The sequence below is a fragment of the Leisingera sp. JC11 genome, assembly GCF_040704725.1.
GTDB lineage: Bacteria > Pseudomonadota > Alphaproteobacteria > Rhodobacterales > Rhodobacteraceae > Leisingera.
In genome coordinates, this window is sequence record NZ_JBFCVS010000012.1 from 68,907 (window position 1) to 87,429 (window position 18,523).

The 18,523-nt window shown below is 64.0% G+C and carries 19 protein-coding genes; 17 read left to right on the plus strand and 2 right to left on the minus strand.

The window, feature by feature from the left end; genetic code table 11:
* Positions 1-3: 3 nt before the first annotated feature.
* The 3 genes from AB1A62_RS14525 to AB1A62_RS14535 are packed head-to-tail and all read left to right on the plus strand — an operon-like array spanning position 4 to position 3,028.
* Complete coding sequence (locus AB1A62_RS14525) at positions 4-1,299, plus strand: aspartate aminotransferase family protein (RefSeq protein ID WP_366662169.1); 1,296 nt, start codon at positions 4-6, stop codon at positions 1,297-1,299.
* Positions 1,296-2,246, plus strand: a complete 951-nt coding sequence (locus AB1A62_RS14530; RefSeq protein WP_366662170.1) for a phosphotransferase — start codon at positions 1,296-1,298, stop codon at positions 2,244-2,246. The genes AB1A62_RS14525 and AB1A62_RS14530 overlap by 4 nt, the downstream gene beginning before the upstream one ends.
* Complete coding sequence (locus AB1A62_RS14535) at positions 2,243-3,028, plus strand: SDR family oxidoreductase (RefSeq protein ID WP_366662171.1); 786 nt, start codon at positions 2,243-2,245, stop codon at positions 3,026-3,028. Before AB1A62_RS14530 ends, AB1A62_RS14535 begins: the two co-directional genes overlap by 4 nt.
* 173 nt (positions 3,029-3,201) lie before the next feature.
* Here the strand turns inward: AB1A62_RS14535 and AB1A62_RS14540 are convergent, their stop codons facing one another.
* On the minus strand, positions 3,202-4,221 hold the full coding sequence (locus AB1A62_RS14540) for a LacI family DNA-binding transcriptional regulator (protein ID WP_366662172.1): 1,020 nt from the start codon (positions 4,219-4,221) through the stop codon (positions 3,202-3,204).
* A gap of 130 nt (positions 4,222-4,351) precedes the next feature.
* On the opposite strand from AB1A62_RS14540, the gene AB1A62_RS14545 reads away from it, so the two are divergent.
* From AB1A62_RS14545 to AB1A62_RS14595, 11 genes are all read left to right on the plus strand, one after another.
* Complete coding sequence (locus tag AB1A62_RS14545; protein ID WP_366662173.1) at positions 4,352-4,537, plus strand: hypothetical protein; 186 nt, start codon at positions 4,352-4,354, stop codon at positions 4,535-4,537.
* 22 nt (positions 4,538-4,559) lie between these two features.
* Complete coding sequence (locus tag AB1A62_RS14550) at positions 4,560-5,705, plus strand: TRAP transporter substrate-binding protein (RefSeq protein WP_366662174.1); 1,146 nt, start codon at positions 4,560-4,562, stop codon at positions 5,703-5,705.
* A 112-nt stretch (positions 5,706-5,817) separates the two neighbouring features.
* The gene (locus tag AB1A62_RS14555) at positions 5,818-6,330 is read left to right on the plus strand and encodes a TRAP transporter small permease (RefSeq protein WP_366662175.1); all 513 of its coding nucleotides are present in this window, start codon (positions 5,818-5,820) and stop codon (positions 6,328-6,330) included.
* Positions 6,331-6,342: 12 nt separating this feature from the next.
* The gene (locus tag AB1A62_RS14560) at positions 6,343-7,671 is read left to right on the plus strand and encodes a TRAP transporter large permease (protein ID WP_366662176.1); all 1,329 of its coding nucleotides are present in this window, start codon (positions 6,343-6,345) and stop codon (positions 7,669-7,671) included.
* Between the two features lie 12 nt (positions 7,672-7,683).
* Positions 7,684-8,991 carry a histidinol dehydrogenase gene (gene hisD, locus AB1A62_RS14565; RefSeq protein WP_366662177.1) on the plus strand — a complete coding sequence of 436 codons (1,308 nt, stop codon included), beginning with the start codon at positions 7,684-7,686 and terminating at the stop codon, positions 8,989-8,991.
* A complete protein-coding gene (locus AB1A62_RS14570) occupies positions 8,984-9,745 on the plus strand; it encodes an SDR family oxidoreductase (protein ID WP_366662178.1) in 762 nt (253 codons plus the stop codon). The genes hisD and AB1A62_RS14570 overlap by 8 nt, the downstream gene beginning before the upstream one ends.
* Positions 9,742-10,722, plus strand: a complete 981-nt coding sequence (locus AB1A62_RS14575; protein WP_366662179.1) for an alcohol dehydrogenase catalytic domain-containing protein — start codon at positions 9,742-9,744, stop codon at positions 10,720-10,722. Before AB1A62_RS14570 ends, AB1A62_RS14575 begins: the two co-directional genes overlap by 4 nt.
* Before the next feature lie 30 nt (positions 10,723-10,752).
* A complete protein-coding gene (locus AB1A62_RS14580) occupies positions 10,753-11,163 on the plus strand; it encodes a universal stress protein (protein ID WP_366662180.1) in 411 nt (136 codons plus the stop codon).
* Between the two features lie 36 nt (positions 11,164-11,199).
* Positions 11,200-11,706, plus strand: a complete 507-nt coding sequence (gene comD / locus AB1A62_RS14585) for a sulfopyruvate decarboxylase subunit alpha (protein WP_027256510.1) — start codon at positions 11,200-11,202, stop codon at positions 11,704-11,706.
* On the plus strand, positions 11,703-12,257 hold the full coding sequence (gene comE, locus AB1A62_RS14590; protein WP_366662181.1) for a sulfopyruvate decarboxylase subunit beta: 555 nt from the start codon (positions 11,703-11,705) through the stop codon (positions 12,255-12,257). The genes comD and comE overlap by 4 nt, the downstream gene beginning before the upstream one ends.
* Complete coding sequence (locus AB1A62_RS14595; RefSeq protein WP_366662182.1) at positions 12,257-13,363, plus strand: alpha-hydroxy acid oxidase; 1,107 nt, start codon at positions 12,257-12,259, stop codon at positions 13,361-13,363. The genes comE and AB1A62_RS14595 overlap by 1 nt, the downstream gene beginning before the upstream one ends.
* A 210-nt stretch (positions 13,364-13,573) precedes the next feature.
* On the opposite strand, the gene AB1A62_RS14600 is transcribed toward AB1A62_RS14595, so the two are convergent.
* A complete protein-coding gene (locus AB1A62_RS14600) occupies positions 13,574-14,455 on the minus strand; it encodes a LysR substrate-binding domain-containing protein (protein ID WP_366662183.1) in 882 nt (293 codons plus the stop codon).
* Between the two features lie 117 nt (positions 14,456-14,572).
* Here AB1A62_RS14600 and AB1A62_RS14605 point away from each other — a divergent pair, with 117 nt between their 5' ends.
* From AB1A62_RS14605 to phnY, 3 genes are read left to right on the plus strand one after another with little or no spacing between them, the layout of a single operon-like run.
* On the plus strand, positions 14,573-15,760 hold the full coding sequence (locus AB1A62_RS14605; RefSeq protein ID WP_366662184.1) for a 2-aminoethylphosphonate--pyruvate transaminase: 1,188 nt from the start codon (positions 14,573-14,575) through the stop codon (positions 15,758-15,760).
* A 20-nt stretch (positions 15,761-15,780) separates the two neighbouring features.
* Positions 15,781-17,025, plus strand: coding sequence for a phosphonoacetate hydrolase (gene phnA, locus AB1A62_RS14610; protein WP_366662185.1), 1,245 nt, complete (start codon positions 15,781-15,783; stop codon positions 17,023-17,025).
* A gap of 17 nt (positions 17,026-17,042) precedes the next feature.
* A complete protein-coding gene (phnY, locus tag AB1A62_RS14615; RefSeq protein WP_366662186.1) occupies positions 17,043-18,491 on the plus strand; it encodes a phosphonoacetaldehyde dehydrogenase in 1,449 nt (482 codons plus the stop codon).
* The last annotated feature ends 32 nt before the right edge of the window (positions 18,492-18,523 follow it).

Below are 18,523 nucleotides of genomic sequence, written 5' to 3' on the forward strand. Positions count from 1 at the left end.
GCCATGACACTGTCCCCCAGATCCCAGGATCTCATTAACCGGCGCGCCCGGCTGCTGGGGCCGAATGTCTCCACCTTCTATGATGAGCCGCTGCATATCGTCAGGGGCGAGGGCGTCTGGCTGTGGGACGCTGGCGGGCACAAGTATCTGGACTGCTACAACAACGTGCCGCATGTGGGCCACTGCAACCCGCGGGTGGTGGAGGCGATCTGCCGCCAGGCAGCCACGCTCAACACCCACACGCGCTACCTGCACGATGGCATTCTCGACTACACAGAGAAGCTGACCGCCACCATGGATGCCTCGCTCGACACCGCCATCCTGACCTGCACCGGATCGGAGGCCAACGACATTGCCCTGCGCATGGCCGAGGCAATGACCGGCAAGCGCGGAATCGTGGCAACCGACGCGACATATCACGGAAACACTGCGCTGGTCAGCCAGCTCAGCTGCTCGAACACGCCAACGGTCGGGTTCGGGCTGGCGCAGTACTTCCGCTTTGCCGAGGCGCCGGACAGCTACCGGAACCCGGATCCGGACGGTACCAAATTCGCCGCCGCCGTGGCGGAACAGATCGCCGCGCACGAAGCGGCGGGCACCGGCTTTGCCGCGCTGGTGATCTGCCCCTTTTTCCTGAACGAGGGCTTCCCGAACCATCCCGGCGGATGGCTGAAGCCCACGGCAGAGGTGGTGCGCAAAGCGGGCGGCTTGCTGATCTGCGACGAGGTGCAGTCCGGCTTTGGCCGCACCGGCACCCATATGTGGGCGCATCAGAAGATGGGCGTGGTGCCGGATGTGATGACGCTGGGCAAGCCGATGGCCAATGGCCATCCGGTCGGCGGTGTCGTCACCCGCGGTGAAATCCTGGCAACCTTCCGCTCGGGCTACCGTTACTTCAACACCTTCGGCGGCAACCCGGTGTCCTGTGCCGCGGCGATGGCGGTGCTGGAGGAGATCGAGGACAAGAACCTGCTGGCCCATGCCGAGGCTGTCGGCGCCCATGCCCGCACCCGGCTTACAGCGTTGCAGGAAAAATATGATGTCATCGGCGATGTGCGCGGCTCCGGCATGGTGTTTGGCGCCGAAATGGTGCTGGACCGCGCCACAAAGGAGCCGGCCAGCGCCTTCACCGACCGGGTGATCAACGCCATGCGCCACCGTGGCATCATCCATTCCAAGCTGGGCCGCCACAAGAACACCCTGAAAATCCGCCCGCCGATGCCGTTCTCCAGGGAAAACGCCGACCTGCTGTTCGATACGCTGGATGAAGTTCTGGCCGAAATCCCGGTGCAGCCGTGACCGCCGCAGTGGAGAAATCCCTGGCGCTCTGGGGGATGGAGGGCGCGGCTGCCCGCCTGATTGCCACCCGCGAAAACCAGGTCTACCGGGTGGATCACGGCAGCCGGTCTTATGCGCTGCGCTTGCACCGCCCCGGCTACCGGACGGACGCAGAGCTGTGGTCGGAACTGCAGTGGATGAACGCCGCGGCGGAGGGCGGCCTGAATGTGCCCGCCCCAATCCCTTCGGCTTCGGGTGACTTCCTGCACGTGGCCGGCGGAGTCCAGGTCGATGTGCTGACCTGGCTCTCCGGCGCTCCGGTTGGCAAGACGGGCGAGGATCTGGCCGCGGCCGACCGCGCCGGGCTGCTGCACGGCATCGGCCGGGAGATGGCGCGGCTGCACGCGGTCTCCGACCGCTGGACGCCGCCAGAGGGCTTCAGCCGCTGGTCCTGGGACCGGGACGGCTTGCTTGGCGAAAACCCGGTCTGGGGCCGGTTCTGGGAAAACCCTTCTCTGACGGCAGAGGACCGCGCGCTGTTCCTTGCCCTGCGCAGGGAAGCCGGTGCCGAGCTGCAGCAGCTGGAGGGCAAACTTGATTATGGCCTGATTCACGCCGATCTGGTGCGCGAAAACGTGATGGCGGACGGCGACAAGCTGCAGCTGATCGACTTTGACGACAGCGGCTTCGGTTTCCGGCTGTTCGATCTGGCCACCACGCTGCTCAAGAACATGCGGGAGGCCGACTACCCGGCGCTGCGCGGCGCACTGATTGCCGGCTACCTGTCGGAACGGGCGATCGACCTGGCGGCACTCGATCTGTTCATCGTGCTGCGCTCGGCAACCTATGCGGGCTGGATCATTACCCGCATGGACGAACCCGGAGCCGCCGATCGCAATCAGCGGTTCATCAGGTCCACCCGGACGCTGGCGCAGGAATATCTGGCAAGAAAGGGTATCCAGCCATGACACGCTTTGAAGGCAAGGCCGCGATCATCACCGGCGCGGGCACAGGCATCGGTGCCGCCACGGCCCGCCGGATTGCGGCTGAGGGCGGCAATGTGATCCTGACCGGCCGTCGGCTGGAACCGATCGGAAAAGTGGCGGACAGCTGCGGCGGCATTGCCGTGGCAGGGGATGCCGCCAGTGCAGAGCATATGGAGTCTCTGGTGGAGCTGGCCCGCGACCGCTGGGGCGGGCTGGACGTGATGGTCTGCAATGCGGGCGGCTTTGGCTTCGGCACACTCACCGGGATCAGTGATGAAGACTGGGCCGCCGCGGTGCAGGCCAATTTGAACACGGCAATGGTTTCTGCCCGCGCCGCCATGCCGGCGCTGAGGGAACGGCGCGGCAGCATCCTGATGATGGCGTCGATAGCTGCCCTGGCGGCCGGGCCAGAGGCCTGCGGCTATGTCACCATGAAACACGGGCTGCTGGGGCTGACCCGGTCGATTGCCCGCGACTATGGCAGGCACGGCGTGCGCTGCAACGCGATCTGCCCCGGCTGGGTCCGCACCGAAATGGCCGATGCCGAGATGGCAGAGCTGGTGGAGCGCCGGGGGCTTGCTTCCATCGAGGACGCCTACAGCCTGGTCACCCGCGACGTGCCGCTGCGCCGCCCGGCCACGGGCGAAGAGGTTGCCGCCGCCGTTGCGTTCCTTTGCTCGCAGGAGGCTGCCATGATTACCGGGGCCGCTCTGACGGTCGATGGCGGTGCGGCGATTGTCGATGTCCCGACATTGGCGTTCTGATTTCACCTGCTTGCTTGCGGCTCACCGGATTGGATTTCCACCTCCAACCTGCCAGGAAACCCTTTCCGCCCGCTGGGGAAACAGCCCGGTCGCCGGTTGTTGCCTGACTTTCGCCTGATCACGCATCGAAACGGCGGAACAGCCTTAACATCGCGCGCCTTTTCCTTTGAACTTTAAGGAGGCCCAGCCAAAGAGTGACGGGTCACAAGCCTGGTGCTGATGCAGCTCGATCGGCCTTCCGATTTGCCTTCAACCATTGCCGTCAGTTCGCACGCCGCCTTGCGTCCCATTTCACGGTGCGGAACATGCACGGTTGTCAGGGCAGGGCTGACGATCTCTGCCAATTCGATGTCGTCAAACCCAGTCACAGAAACCTGCTCAGGCACCTGGATTCCCAGTCTGCGCGCCTCGCGCAGAGCACCGGCAGCCAGCACATCGTTGCCGCACATGACCACCGTCGGGCGCGGGGTCAGGGCCATCAGCTGCCCGAAGGCCTCAGCGCCCTTGTCAATCTCGTAAGCCGTTTCGATCAGTGTCAAAGCGCTGGCATCCAGCCCGTATTCGGCCATCGCCTGCTGCACGCCCTCCACCCGGCCTTGGGCCCGGTCGTTGCCCTGTGTGATGCCCGAGATCATGGCAATCCGCCGGTGGCCGGCGAAAATCACACTGCGCGCCAGTTCGCCCATGGCCTCTGCGTTGCTGAAACCGACAGACGGCCGCTGCGCCTCAGGGGCATAGGACCAGGCAACCACTGACGGGACCTGATGGCGCTCCAGATACTCGTAGATTTCTGCATCACGCGCATGCCCGATCAGCAGCAGGCCGTCGGCGCCTCGGGCCACCAGGGTGCGGATCTGTTCGCGCTCCACCTCGGGATCGTAGGCTGAACTGGATACCAGGAGCGTGTAGCCGTTCTCGTGCAACTGGTCCTGAAAGGCCTGCAGCCCGCGGGCGAAGATGGCGTTGTCCATGGTCGGAATTATGGCGCCGATGGTGAAGCTGCGCTTGGCCGCCATCACGCGGGCCGCAAAATTCGGCGTGTAGCCCAGTGATTCGACCGCCTGCATCACCCTCTGGCGGGTTGCCTCGATCACCCGGTCCGGAGAATTCAGGCAGCGCGACACTGTGGCGGTGGAAACGCCCGCCGCCTTAGCAACATCGTTAAGTGTCGGAGCTGAACGGGTTTTTCCCATGTGACGCCTGCCATTCCTTTGCCCCTCGTCATACCACAAAATGCAGCGCTTGCCATCCTTCTATGTAAGCGCTTGCATTTCAGATGTAAGCGCTTACAAATGGGGTTGGGATAATAATCGGGATCTTGCGATGTTTCTCTGGTCTGCTGCTGCCGTATTTGCCGTGTTCTTTGCCAATGTCGCCTTGGGCGCCTTTGGCGGCGGCGGCTTGCTGGGGGATGTCGGGGAGATGCTGGTGTTGTTTGCCGCCTCGATCCTGTTCGTGGCGGCAATTCTCAAGCGCGAGGCTGACCACAAGAACAAGAACGGCAGCTGACGGATTTCTAGGGAGGAAAACAATGACGAATGGCAAGGATGGCCTCAAATCTGCTGAGCGCCGCAATTTTCTGAAACTGGCCTCAACCGGCTCTTTCACCGCGGCGCTGGTGGCCGGTGCCGGCGGGGTGCTGTGGTCGTCTGAGGCCGCAGCGCAGACTGCCAAGGAAGAGAAAGAGCGCGAGCGCGCGGCGGAGCATATCATGACCGTGGCCACCGCCTATGTGCTGGGCGCGTCGCGCAGCTATCCGATCATGCAGCTGGATCTGAAGGAGAACATCCAGAACGCCACCAATGGCAAGATCTATGTCAAGCTGGCCCCCGGCGGCCAGCTGGGCGCGGGCGGCGCGCTGGTGCAAAAAGTTCAGGGCGGCACCATTCAGGCAGCGCAGCACTCGCTGTCGAATTTCGCCCCCTTCGCCTCCACCGTTGACCTGATCAACATGCCCTATCTCTGCGGCTCCAACCAGCGGTTCACCAATCTGGTCAACTCGGATTTCTGGAAGGCCGAGGTGCATCCCAAGGTGGAGGCCGCCGGCTTCAAGGCGCTGTTTTACGTGAACATCGACCCCCGCGTGGTAGCGGTGCGCAAAGGCGGCAACGCGGTGCTGTCACCCGGTGATATGGCAGGTGTGAAGTTCCGGGTGCCGGGATCCAAGATGCTGCAGCAGTATTACCGCATGGTCGGCGCCAACCCGACGCCGGTGGCCTGGGGCGAGACGCCCTCGGCCATCAAGCAGGGGGTCGCAGATGCGCTCGACCCCTCCGTCGGAGCGCTTTATGTCTTTGGTTTCAAGGACATTCTGAGCCATGTGACCTTCACCCAGGCGGTGCCGGACAGCCAGGTCTATTCCTGCAATCTGGAATGGTTCAACGCGCTGCCTGCCGACGTGCAGGAGGGCGTGATGTGGGGCTCGGAGATGACCGCGCATCAGAACCTGTCCAAAGTGCCCTCTGCCCGCGCCTATGCCATGGCCGAACTGACCAAGGCGGGTGTCGAATTCCACACCCTCAGCGGTGATCAGCTGGGTGAGTGGCAAGAAGCCGGCGGCTACCAGCGCAGCGAATGGGATTCCTTCAAGACCGAGCTGGCAGGCTCGATGGAGAGTTTTGCCAAGCTGGAAGAGGCCGCGGGCACCCAGGGCAAATACTACGTGCACGACGCCTGAGCCGCACCGGGCCGGAGCGCCGTGACACGGCGCCCGCCCATTACTCAACAGCCGCCCTTGCGACAGCCTGCCGGGCTGATTGCGGGGGTGCGCCTGAACCACGGGAACGGCAATGAATTTCCTGCGAACCATCGACAAGAACGCAGAGCGCTGGCTGCTCCTGGTGTTCTATGTGATGCTGGTCATCACTATGGCGATCGAGGTGATCCGGCGTGAGCTGTTTGCCTTTTCCTCGATCTGGGGCGAGGAGATCGTCCGCTATTCCTTCATCTATCTGGCCTGGATCGGCGCCGCGGCGGCGGTCAAGGAACGCGCCCATATCCGGATCGATGTGATCCTGCATTATCTGGGTCCGCGGCCCAAAGCGCTGATCTACATCTTCGGCGATCTGGTGATGTTCGTGGTCGCGCTTGTGGCGCTTTACTGGTCGTTCGAGACGGTGCTGGTTTCAGCCAAATTCGGTTCAGTCAGCCACGGGCTGCGGATCTCGATGGTCTGGTTCCTGATGGCGGTGCCCGCAGGCTTTGCCCTGATGATCTGGCGCCTGCTGCAATCCTTCCTGCGCGACTACCGCAGCCTTCGCGACGGCACCCCCGTCTTTGAAGGCGACAAGCTGTTTGATTGAGGGGCCTGAGCGATGCTGTGGAATTCACTTAATCAAACAGTCGAACTGGGCTGGGATTTCTACCTGCCGGTGATCATGTTCGTGGCGCTGATCGCGCTTGCGGTACCGGTCTGGGCTGCCATCGGCGCGGCGGCGATCACCATGCTGGTGATGTCGGGCGATCTGCCGCTCAGCGCCATCGGCGAGAGCCTGTTCACAGGCATCGACGCCTTTGCGCTGACCGCGGTGCCGCTGTTCATCCTGACCGGCGACGTGCTGGTACGGACCGGACTCAGCAAGAAATTCCTCGATGTGGCGGAGGCGCTGACCTGCTGGACGCGCGGCGGCTTCGGGTCGGCCACGGTGCTGGTCTGCGGCATGTTCGCGGCGATTTCCGGCTCTGACGCGGCCGGCGCCGCAGCGGTCGGGCGGATGACCATCAACCGGCTGGTCGAAAGCGGTTATCCGCGCCCCTATGCCTGCGCGCTGGTGGCGGCGGGCGCCTGTACCGGCATCCTGATCCCGCCCTCTATCGCCTATATCATCATCGGTCTGGTGCTGGGCATTTCCGCCTCCACCCTGTTCCTGGCCGCGCTGATCCCGGGCCTGGCGATCCTGGTGTCGATCCTGATCACCAATATTATCATGAACCGGCTCTATACCTACGAGACCGGCGGCAACATGGGCCTGGTGGAGTGGCTGGGCAACCTGGGCCACGCGCTGAAGTCCGGCTGGTATGCCTTCATCGTGCCGGGCATCATCTTCTACGGCATTTTCTCCGGCCGCCTGACCCCGACCGAGGCCGGCGCCACCGCGGTTGTCGTCACCATCCTGATGGGCTTCATTCTGGGCACGCTGAAACTGTCGGATTTCCCGGCGATGCTGGTCAGCTCTGCTAAGGTGAACGGGGTGATCCTGCCGATCATCGCCTTCTCCGCCCCGCTGGCAGAGGCGCTGGCGATCATGGGCGTGCCGCAGGGCTTTGTCACCGCGGTGACCGGGCTGACCGATGATCCGTCGCTGCTGATCCTCTTGATGATCTGCATCCTGATCGCTGCGGGCTGCGTGATGGAGACCACCCCCAACATCGTGATCCTGGCGCCGATCCTGAAGCCGCTCGCCGACAACATCGGCATGAACGAGATCCAGTTCTGCATCATGATGATCACCGCGCTGGGAGTGGGCTTCATCACCCCGCCGCTGGGGCTGAACCTGTTCGTCGTCTCCGGCATCACCGGCGAGTCCATCCTGAAGATCGCCGCCCGCGCCGTGCCCTTCGTGCTGACCATGCTGATCGTGGTGCTGCTGATCGCCTACGTTCCGCCGATTTCGACCACTCTGCTTCCCGATATCTACAAGTAGGACCCCCTGGAAATGACCCGAGAATACCTGAAAAAGGCTGCCCTGACCCCCAAATCGGATGCCTCCGAGACACACAAGATCGTGCAGGGCATCCTGGACGACATCGAGGCAGGCGGCGACGCCAAAGCGCTGGAATATGCCGCCAAGTTCGACCGTTACGAAGGCAACGTGCTGCTGACAACCGAGGAGATCGAGGCAGCCTGCGCCCAGGTGCCGGAGAAGCTGAAGGCTGATATCCAGTTCGCCCACGACAACGTGCGCCGCTTTGCCGAGCTGCAGAAAAGCACGATGCGGGATGTGGAAACCGAAATCTCCCCCGGCTTCGTCACCGGGCAAAAGGTAATACCGGTGGATGCGGCGGGCTGCTACGTGCCCGGCGGGCGCTACAGCCATATCGCCAGCGCCATCATGACCGTGACCACCGCCAAGGTGGCCGGCTGCAAGCACATCACCGCCTGCTCGCCGCCGCGCCCCGGCGTGGGTGTGGCCCCTGCGATTGTCTATGCCGCCCATATCTGCGGCGCCGACAAGATCATGGCGATGGGCGGCGTGCAGGGCGTTGCGGCGATGACCTTTGGGCTCTTTGGCCTGCCCAAGGCCAACATCCTGGTCGGCCCCGGCAACCAGTTCGTGGCAGAGGCCAAGCGGATCCTGTTCGGCCGCGTCGGCATCGACATGATTGCAGGCCCGACCGACAGCCTGATCCTGGCCGACGGCACGGCGGATGCCCAAATCGTCGCCACTGATCTGGTGAGCCAGGCAGAGCATGGCTACAACTCGCCGGTCTGGCTGGTCACGGATGACCGCACCCTGGCCGAGGAAGTGATGAGGCTGGTCCCCGGCTACATCGACGATCTGCCAGAGGTGAACCGCGAGAACGCCACTGCGGCCTGGCGCGACTATGCCGAGGTGATCCTGTGTGCAGACCGAGAGGACATGGCGGCCTGTTCCGACGAATACGCGCCCGAGCACCTGACCGTGCAGGCAGAGGACCTGGACTGGTGGCTGGAGCAACTGACCTGCTACGGCTCGTTGTTCCTGGGCGAGGAGACCACAGTCTCCTATGGCGACAAGGCGGCGGGCACCAACCACGTGCTGCCGACCTCGCGCGCGGCCAGCTATACCGGTGGTCTCAGTGTCCACAAATACATGAAGATCGTGACCTGGCAGCGCGCCACCCGCGAGGGCTCCAAGCCGGTGGCGGAGGCCACGGCCCGGATTGCCCGGCTGGAGGGGATGGAGGGCCACGCCCGTGCTGCCGACGTACGGCTGGCCAAGTATTTCCCGGACGAAACCTTCGACCTGACCGCCAATGGCTGACTCGCGAACCCTGTTCGATCTGGCAGGCCGGACCGCCTGCATCACTGGCGCCAGTTCCGGCCTGGGACGGCGGGCGGCCATCGCGCTGGCCGCTGCCGGGGCGCAGGTGGTCGCAGTGGCCCGCCGGGCGGAGGCCTTGGAAAGTCTCTGCGCAGAGATCGGCCCGGCTGCCGCATATGCGGCAGCGGATGTGGCGGACCGCAGCGGGCTGGAAGCGCTGCGGCAGGCGGTCTCCGCCCCCTTCGGGGCGCCGGACATCCTGGTGCATGCGGCAGGCGTCAACACGCGGCAGACCGCGGATGACGTCACGGCGGAGGGCTGGGACCAGACCCTGGCGCTGAACCTTTCGGCGCCCTTCTTCCTGAGCCAGGCGCTGGTGCCGGCGATGAAGGAGCGGGGCTGGGGGCGGATCGTCAATTTTGCCTCCCTCCAGACCGCCCGCGCCTTTCCCGGCGGCATCGCCTATGGCGCCAGCAAGGGCGGGATCGGCCAGCTGACCCGTGCCATGGCAGAGGCCTGGTCGCCCCATGGCATCACCGCCAACGCGATCGGGCCGGGGTTCTTCCCGACCGAGCTGACCCAGGCGGTGTTCGGGGATGAGGCCCGCGCCGCCCGCAACGCGGCGCAGACCTGTATCGGCCGCAACGGCCGCCTGGAGGATATCGACGGGCCGCTGCTGTTCCTGTGCTCGGAGGCGTCGGCCTATGTGACCGGGCAAATCCTGATGGTTGACGGGGGGTTCACCGCGAAATGAAAGCCTTGGTTTATGAAGGGGTTGAGACGCTGGCGCTGCGCGAAGTGCCAATGGCAGCGGGCCGGGACGGCGAACATCTGATCCGCATCCGCGCCTCCGGCATCTGCGGCTCGGACATGCACGCCTATCTGGGCCACGACAACCGCAGGCCTGCGCCGCTGATCCTGGGGCATGAGGCCGCCGGCGTGATCGAGGACGGACCGCAAGCGGGCCGGCGGGTGACGATCAATCCGCTGGTGACCTGCGGCGGCTGCGCTGCCTGCGCATCGGGGCGCGAAAACCTATGCGCCAGCCGCCAGATCATCTCGATGCCGCCGCGCGAGGGCGCTTTTGCCCAGTTCGTGGCAATGCCGGAAAGCAACCTGGTGACCGTCCCGCACGAGGTGCCTCTGGAAAAGGCCGCGCTGGCCGAGCCGCTGGCAGTCAGCTGGCACGCCGCCCGGCTGGCGCTGGAGGCGCTGCATCCAAGCACAGAGCGCCGCGCGCTGGTGATAGGCGGCGGCGCCATCGGCCTGGCGGCGGCATTGGCGCTGAGGGCGATGGGGGTGGCGGAGGTGACCATCCAGGAACCCAATGCTGCGCGCCGTGCCTTCCTGACGGACCGCTGCGGCCAGCAGGCTGTCGCAGAGTTTCAGGGTATGGTGCCGCTGGTGGTGGACGCCGTCGGCTATGCCGCCACCCGTGCCGCGGCCTCAGCAACTGCCGCGCCCGGCGGGGTGATTGCCCATGTCGGACTGGGTGAGGACACCGGAGGCTTGGATATCCGCCGCATGACGCTGCAGGAGATCACCTTCATCGGCACCTACACCTATACCGCGCAGGACTTCCGCGACACCGCGCAGGCGATCTTCGACGGCCGCCTTGGCCCGCTGGACTGGCCTGAACAGCGGCCGCTGTCGGACGGCGCCGCCGCCTTTCGCGACCTGCGGTCCGGCGCGGTGGCGGCACCCAAAATCATCCTCGACCCTTGGGCATGAGCCTGCGCACGGAGCAAACGGAGAGCAACCATGTATGACAAAATCCTGGTTCCCATGGCCCTGGATCACGGGGTTTCCGGAACGACGCTGAAGGCCGCCGCCACCCTGTGCAATCCGGGCGGGCAGATCACTGCACTGCATGTCTATGAGGCGGTGCACAGTTCAGTCACTGCCTACCTGGACGAAGACACCGTGCGCGAAGGCTACGACAAGGCCCGCCAGCTGCTCGCCGCAAAGACCGCAGGCCACGGCAATGTGACTGCAGAGATCGTCAAGGGCCGGTCCTACCGCGCCATTGTCGAATACGCGGAGAAACACGGCATGGACTGCATCGTCGTCGGCTCGCACAAACCGGGCCTCAGCGACTTTTTCCTTGGTTCGACAGCTGCCCGCGTGGTTCGCCACGCCCCGTGTGCAGTCCACGTCTGCCGGACCGCCTGACCCAGAACACGACACCCGAAGCAAAGGCTACCGACCATGAACATAGACAAGAGGATCGCTGACGATCTGGCCGCCAACGGCGTCTCCTTCGTCACGACCGTGCCCTGCAAGCAGCTGGCCGGCGTGATCGAGGAGATCGACCAGCGCGACGACATCTTCCACATCCCCTCCAATAAGGAGGACGAGGGCATGGGGCTCTGCGCCGGCGCCTGGATGGGCGGCAAGCGCCCGGCCATCATCATGCAAAACACCGCCATCGGAGTGACGATCAACACGCTGGCGACGCTGATCCAATACTACCGGATGCCGCTGCCGATGCTGATCTCCTACCGCGGCGAACTGCGCGAGCCGGTGGCCTGCCAGGTGGAAATGGCGGTGCATACCAAGGCGCTGCTGGCCCAGCTCAACATCCCGACCTACCACTTCCACTGGCAGAAAGATGTCGAGGAGCTGGACAACATCCTGAAATACACCTTCATGTGCAACAAGCCCGTTGCCATCCTGACCGACGCCAACTTCTGGGGAGGCTATGGCGACCAATGATCCGTTCTGAAATCCTGAAAGAGATCGCGCCCATCCTGCGGGACCAGCTGGTTGTCTGCAACATCGGCATTCCGTCACAGGAGCTGCACGCGATCGACGACCAGCCCACCAATTTCTACATGCTGGGCACCATGGGGCTTGCCTCCTCCATCGGGCTGGGGCTGGCGCTGGCGCAGCCGAAACCGGTGATCGTGATCGACGGTGACGGCTCGATCCTCACCAACCTCGGCACCCTGCCCACCATCGGCAACAACGCACCCTCCAACTACATCCTGATGATCGTCGACAACGGCTCCTATGGCTCCACCGGTGACCAGCCGACCTATACCAGCCAGCGCACCGACCTGGCCGCCATGGCCCGCGCCGCCGGCTGCGTCCGGGTGGTGGAGGTGCAGGACAAGGACACCGGCCCGGCGCTGGAGGAAGCGCTGGCCAGCGGTGAGGCGACGGTGCTGGTGGTCAAATGTGACAGCGGCAACGCCAAGATGCCGGTGATCACGATGGACCCGGTGGTGATCCGCGACCGCTTCATGAAGGCCGTGGCCGGCTGATGGGCGCAGGCGCCATCCATTCCGCCGAGGATGCCCGCCGCCTGGCCCGGCGGCGGCTGCCCTGGATGGTGTTTGACTACATCGACGGCGCCGCCGGGCAGGAAACCGGGGCGGTGCGCAACCGCGCTGCCCTGGACGCCATCACCCTGCGGCCCCGTATCCTGCGCGATGTCAGCCAGCGCTCGCTGGCCACCCGGGTATTCGGCGCCGAAGCAGACCGGCCCTTCGGGATTGCCCCGATGGGCATGTGCAACCTTGCGGCCCCAGGTGCCGACCTGATGCTGGCGCGGCTGGCGGCGCGCTACCGGGTGCCGCACGGGGTCTCCACCGTCGCCTCGACCCCCTTGGAAACCATCCTGGAGGCGTCAGAGGGCTATGCCTGGTTCCAGCTCTATTTCAGCGGCGACGGCACTGGCACCTTCAAGCTGGCCGAGCGCGCCCGCGCGGCCGGCTATCAGACGCTGGTGCTGACGGTCGATGTGCCCGAGGTCGGCCGCCGCCCGCGCGAGCTGCGCCACGGCTTCAAGATGCCGTTCCGCATCGGCCCGCGGCAGTTCCTCGACTTTGCCCTGCACCCGCGGTGGTCGCTGGCGGCCCTGTTAAAGGGCAAGCCGGTGATGGCAAATTTCGAGATGGAGGGCTATGACTTCGACCGCACCGAAAGCCGGGCGCGCGCCACCTGGGACACCCTGGCCCGGCTGCGCGATCTCTGGCCCGGCAAACTGGTGGTGAAGGGCGTGCTGGACGCCGAAGACGCCGGCGCGCTGGTTGCTGCGGGGGTGGATGCCATTCAGGTCTCCAGCCACGGCGCCCGCCAGCTGGAGGCAGCCCCGGCCCCGATAGAAATGCTGGCAGAAATCCGTGCGGATCTTGGGCCGGAATACCCGGTTTTTTACGACAGCGGCATCCGTTCCGGCGAGGATGTTCTTAAAGCCCTGTCCGTAGGTGCAGACTTCGTCTTTATCGGAAGAATTCTGCAATATGCAATCGCGGCTGCTGGTGAGCAGGGACTGGAACAGCTGTGGGATGCCCTTAGTGAAGAATTGAGTATTGCTTTGGCACAGACCGGGCTGACTCGCTTGACTGATGGCAGTTTGCGGGGGTAGCTCCGGCACGCTTTAAGCGGATACCCGTCCCGGCGGCGGCCGGCAGGCACTTGGCCTGCTGCAGGGCTCAAACATTGCGAAGCCTATCCCGATAAGTTCAACAGGACAGGCGCCGGGGAAATCCTCCGGGCGGCCGACCGTGCGTACTTCCCCGGATACTTCTGAACGGAACACACGGGGAATGGCCTGCCACTCCGCTTACTCATTTTTTTACCGTGTCTCTCGTTCGGCCTGGATACCTTTGGCAAACTCCATGAAGGCGCGGATCACCCGGACGTCGCGGCGCTGGGTGAGGTAGATGATGCTTTCGCTCATCGTGAGCTCTGCATCGCGCAAGCTGTATCTGACCAGGCGGTCGTCGTGGCCAAACTCGGCCTCGGAGACGAAGCCGATGCCCGCGCCGGAGGCAACAAGCTCGCGCACGGCCTCCCGGCCCTCGGCGACAATCGCGGGCTTCAGCCGGATGCCCTGCTCGCGGGCGGCCGTCTCCACCTTCTCGCGGGTCTTGGAGCCTTCCTCGCGGAACACCAGCGGCAGTTGTGACAGTTCCCGGAACGACAGGGTCTTCTGAGAGGTCATCAGCAACCCGCGCGCGGCGAAGGCAACGATGCCGGTGGCACCGAGGTTCAGCACGCTCATGTCCTTGCCGGGAGACAAGCTGCCCGCCACGCCGATTTCGGCGTTATAGTCGCGCAGCTCATCGATGATTTCGCCGGTGTTTCCCGCGCGCAGCGAGATGACGACATTCGGATAGCGTTTCTGGAACGGTCCCAGGAAACCGGTCATGTGCTGGGCCGAATCCGCGATGATGCGCAATTCGCCCTCAATCGCGGCGCGGGTTGCCGACAGGAAATCCCCTATCTGGGTTTCCACCTCGAAATACTGCTTGGTCAGATGCAGCAGTTCCTCACCCGCCTCTGTCAGGAACACCCGTTTCTTTTCGCGCCGGAACAGCAGCACGTCGTGGTCCTGCTCCAGTTTGCGCACCTGCTCGGAGATCGCGGGCTGGGTCAGATGCAGGGCTTCTGCGGCGCGGGAAAAGCCGCCCAGAAGAGCCACATGGTGAAAGGCCTTTAGCTGCGAATGGCGCATGATCCGTTCCCCGCGGATTTCTATAGGTCTGGCCTATCATTGAATTGTTTTTTGCAATTTTACATATGAAAGGGGCTGGCGCAATCATGCTCTCGAACCATGCTTTGGAGACAGGCAATGACCGCTTCCGCACCGCAGATCGAGCCGCCCTTTTTAGGCGAGCCATATCTTCTGACACCCGGGCCGCTGACCACATCCTATGAGGTGAAACAAGCCATGCTGCGGGACTGGGGCAGCTGGGACGACGACTTCCGCGCCATGACCCACGACATGCGCAACCGCCTGCTGGCGCTCTTGGGTGAGGGCGCCGGGGAGTTCGACTGCGTGCCGATGCAGGGCTCCGGCAGCTTTGCGGTGGAGGCGATGCTGGCATCCTTCATTCCGCGTGACGGCAAGGCGCTAGTGCTGGCCAATGGCGCCTACGGGTTGCGCTCGGCGCAGACGCTGCAATACCTGGGCCGCACCTATCAGCTGCTGGACAAGGGCGACTACCTGCCGCCGCGCGGTGATGAGGTCGCGCAGATCCTGGCGGAGGATCCCTCGATTACCCATGTGGTGGCGATCCACTGCGAAACCTCCTCGGGCATCCTGAACCCGGTGGAGGAGATTTCCGAGGCCGTCTATGCCGCGGGCCGCAAACTGCTGATCGACTCGATGTCGGCCTTTGGCGCCATTGAACTGCAGCCGTCGCAGATCCGCTACGAGGCGATGGTGTCCTCGGCCAACAAATGCATAGAGGGCGTGCCGGGCTTTGGTTTTGTCATTGCCCGCAAGGCGGAGCTGGAGGCCGCAAAGGGCAACAGCCATTCGCTGTCGCTGGATGTGCATGCGCAATGGGCGCATATGGAAAAGACCGGCCAGTGGCGGTTCACGCCGCCGACCCATGTGGTCGCGGCCTTCCTGGAAGCGCTGAAGGCGCATGAGGCCGAAGGCGGAGTGGAGGGGCGCGGCGGCCGCTACACCCGCAACCGCGACGTGATGGTTGCAGGCATGCGCGAGCTGGGGTTCGAGACCCTGCTGCAGAACCGATGGCTGTCGCCGATCATCGTCACATTCTTTTGCCCTGCGGATGCGAATTTCGTCTTCGGCCGCTTCTACGATTTGATGAAGGAGAAGGGCTTTATCATCTACCCTGGCAAACTGACGGTTGTGGACAGTTTCCGCGTCGGCTGCATCGGGCAGATGGATGAACACGTGATGCGGCAGGTCGTGTCTGCCGCCAAGGAAACACTTGCCGAAATGGGCGTCGCCAGCGCGGCCCCGCCCGCCGCGGCGCTGGAAGAACGCGCCAAACTGGCTGCCTGAGACACAGAGGACTTAAAGATATGACCATTCAATCCCCCGTCGTTGCAAACGGCCGCGCCTATGACGTGCCCAAGACCTGCGCGATTGCCATTTGCTTGGACGGCTGCGAGCCGGAGTATCTGGACAAGGCGATTGCCGACGGTCTGATGCCGACGCTCAAGCGGATGCGCGCGGAAGGCACCGACCGGCTGGCGCATTCGGTGGTGCCCTCCTTCACTAACCCCAACAACCTGTCGATTGCGACCGGCCGTCCGCCGGTGGTGCACGGGATCTGCGGCAACTACCTGATCGATCCGGAGACCGGCGAAGAAGTGATGATGAACGACGTGCGCTTTTTGCGGGCGCCCACGGTGTTCAAGGCGTTCTATGATGCGGGCGCGCGAGTGGCCGTGGTCACCGCCAAGGACAAGCTGCGGGCGCTTCTGGGGGCAGGTCTGGCGTTCGGCGATGACCGTGCCAAGTGCTTCTCGGCGGAGAAATCGGATACCTCGACCGCGGCCGAGCATGGTCAGGAGAAGGCCAGTGAGTGGCTGGGCATGGCGCAGCCAGAGGTCTATTCGGCTGAACTGAGCGAGTTTGTCTTTGCCGCCGGGGTGAAGCTGCTGAAGGAATGGGCGCCGGATGTGATGTATCTAACCACCACCGACTATGTGCAGCACAAGTACAGCCCCGATCAGACCGAGGCCAAGGCCTTCTACGAGATGTTCGACAAGTACCTGACGGAGCTCGACGCGCTGGGCGCTGCCATCGTGGTGACCGCCGATCATGGCATGAAGCCCAAGCACCACGCCGATGGCTCCCCCAGCGTGATCTATGTGCAGGACCTGATGGACGACTGGCTGGGCGAGGGGCAGGCGCGGGTGATCCTGCCGATCACCGACCCCTATGTGGTCCACCATGGCGCGCTCGGTTCCTTTGCCACCTGCTACTTGCCCGAAGGCGCGAACCGTTCGGAAATCATGGAACGGCTCGCGGGTTATGACGCGATCACCGATGTGCTGACCCGAGAGGAGGCGGTGGCGCGGTTCGAACTGCCTGCCGACCGGATTGGCGACATCATTCTGGTGTCCGGCGAAAACATCTGCATAGGCACGTCTGAGCACCGCCACGATCTGGCGGCGCTCAATGAGCCGCTGCGCAGCCATGGCGGGCTGACCGAACAGGAGGTACCCTTCATCTGCAACCGTGTCCTGCCGCTGCCGGAGCGCCCGGTGCTGCGCAACTTTGATGCGTTTTTCTATGCCGCGCAGGCGGCGGCGCTGTAACCATGAAGGATCAGGCGATGAGCGATATCGAAATCCGCAACGAGGGCATGCGCATGGGCGGCGAGGTGGTCTTTACCGAGGAAACCGTGCCGGTTCTCTACCCCTATACCAACGAGGTGGTGGGCCATGTGCCCGCAGGCCAGGCCGAGCACGCCCGCCAGGCGTTTGAGATTGCTGCGAACTATACGCCCAAGCTGACCCGCTATGAGCGCAGCCAGATCCTGCAGCGGGCAGGGGAGCTGATCGGCGAGAAGCGCGAGTGGCTGGCCAAATGGCTGACGCTGGAGCTGGGCATCTGCCACCAGCACGCGATCTATGAGACCAAGCGTGCGCAGGACGTCTATCAGTTTGCCGCTGCCGAGGCGCTGAAGGACGATGGCGAGATTTTCTCTTGCGATCTGACCCACAACGGCAAGGCGCGCAAGATTTTCACCAAACGCGAACCAGTGAAGGCGATCTCGGCGATCACCCCGTTCAACCATCCTTTGAACATGGTGAGCCACAAGATCGCGCCTGCCATTGCCACCAACAACTGCATGGTTTGCAAGCCGACGGAACTGACGCCGCTGACCTGCATTGCGCTGGCCGATATCCTCTATGAGGCGGGTCTGCCGCCGGAGATGTTCCAGGTGGTTACCGGCTGGCCCAAGGACATTGGCGACGAGATGATCACCAATGAAAACATCGACATCATCACCTTCACCGGCGGCGTGCCGGTGGGCAAGATGATCGCGGAGAAAGGTGTCTACAAGCGGCAGGCGCTGGAACTGGGTGGCAACGACCCGCTGATCGTGCTGAATGATCTCAGCGACGCCGATCTTGAGAAGGCGGCCACTATTGCCGTGGCGGGCGCCACCGGTAACTCGGGTCAACGCTGCACCGCGATCAAGCGCATCCTGGTGCAGGAAAGCGTTGCTGACCGCTTTGTGCCGCTGGTTCTGGCGAAGGCGCAGAAGATCAAATTCGGCGACCCGCAGGACCCGGAAACCGAGCTCGGCTGCGTGATCCACGACAAGGCGGCGGAGCTGTTTGAAAACCGCGTGCTGCAGGCGGCGGAGGAAGGTGCGGAGATCCTGTATCACCCTGGCCGCCAGGGGGCGTTGCTGCCGCCCATCGTGGTCGACAAGGTGCCGCACAACAGCGAACTGGTGATGGAGGAGACCTTTGGCCCGATCGTGCCCATCGTCCGGGTTCCGGATGATGATGCCGAAGTAATGCGGATCTCCAACTCGACCGAGTTCGGCTTGTCCTCTGGCGTCTGCACCAACGACCTGAACCGCGCGATTGCCTATATCAACGGTCTGGACGTGGGCACCTGCAACATCTGGGAACAACCCGGCTACCGGATCGAGATGTCCCCCTTCGGCGGCATCAAGGACTCGGGCAATGGCGTCAAGGAAGGTGTGATCGAGGCGATGAAATTCTTCACCAACGTCAAGACCTACTCCCTCCCTTGGCCGGAATAACACCGGCCCGCCGGGGCTGGCTCCACGCGGCC

What these genes read in the sequence shown, in the direction of transcription:
- AB1A62_RS14550 (WP_366662174.1), top strand. Translation starts at nt 4,560, where the DNA reads ATGACGAATGGCAAGGATGGCCTCAAATCTGCTGAGCGCCGCAATTTT.
- phnA (WP_366662185.1), top strand. Translation starts at nt 15,781, where the DNA reads ATGACCATTCAATCCCCCGTCGTTGCAAACGGCCGCGCCTATGACGTG.
- AB1A62_RS14600 (WP_366662183.1), bottom strand. Translation starts at nt 14,455, where the DNA reads ATGCGCCATTCGCAGCTAAAGGCCTTTCACCATGTGGCTCTTCTGGGC.
- AB1A62_RS14605 (WP_366662184.1), top strand. Translation starts at nt 14,573, where the DNA reads ATGACCGCTTCCGCACCGCAGATCGAGCCGCCCTTTTTAGGCGAGCCA.
- AB1A62_RS14595 (WP_366662182.1), top strand. Translation starts at nt 12,257, where the DNA reads ATGGGCGCAGGCGCCATCCATTCCGCCGAGGATGCCCGCCGCCTGGCC.
- AB1A62_RS14540 (WP_366662172.1), bottom strand. Translation starts at nt 4,221, where the DNA reads ATGGGAAAAACCCGTTCAGCTCCGACACTTAACGATGTTGCTAAGGCG.
- comE (WP_366662181.1), top strand. Translation starts at nt 11,703, where the DNA reads ATGATCCGTTCTGAAATCCTGAAAGAGATCGCGCCCATCCTGCGGGAC.
- comD (WP_027256510.1), top strand. Translation starts at nt 11,200, where the DNA reads ATGAACATAGACAAGAGGATCGCTGACGATCTGGCCGCCAACGGCGTC.
- AB1A62_RS14535 (WP_366662171.1), top strand. Translation starts at nt 2,243, where the DNA reads ATGACACGCTTTGAAGGCAAGGCCGCGATCATCACCGGCGCGGGCACA.
- AB1A62_RS14580 (WP_366662180.1), top strand. Translation starts at nt 10,753, where the DNA reads ATGTATGACAAAATCCTGGTTCCCATGGCCCTGGATCACGGGGTTTCC.
- AB1A62_RS14560 (WP_366662176.1), top strand. Translation starts at nt 6,343, where the DNA reads ATGCTGTGGAATTCACTTAATCAAACAGTCGAACTGGGCTGGGATTTC.
- AB1A62_RS14545 (WP_366662173.1), top strand. Translation starts at nt 4,352, where the DNA reads ATGTTTCTCTGGTCTGCTGCTGCCGTATTTGCCGTGTTCTTTGCCAAT.
- phnY (WP_366662186.1), top strand. Translation starts at nt 17,043, where the DNA reads ATGAGCGATATCGAAATCCGCAACGAGGGCATGCGCATGGGCGGCGAG.
- hisD (WP_366662177.1), top strand. Translation starts at nt 7,684, where the DNA reads ATGACCCGAGAATACCTGAAAAAGGCTGCCCTGACCCCCAAATCGGAT.
- AB1A62_RS14525 (WP_366662169.1), top strand. Translation starts at nt 4, where the DNA reads ATGACACTGTCCCCCAGATCCCAGGATCTCATTAACCGGCGCGCCCGG.
- AB1A62_RS14575 (WP_366662179.1), top strand. Translation starts at nt 9,742, where the DNA reads ATGAAAGCCTTGGTTTATGAAGGGGTTGAGACGCTGGCGCTGCGCGAA.
- AB1A62_RS14570 (WP_366662178.1), top strand. Translation starts at nt 8,984, where the DNA reads ATGGCTGACTCGCGAACCCTGTTCGATCTGGCAGGCCGGACCGCCTGC.
- AB1A62_RS14555 (WP_366662175.1), top strand. Translation starts at nt 5,818, where the DNA reads ATGAATTTCCTGCGAACCATCGACAAGAACGCAGAGCGCTGGCTGCTC.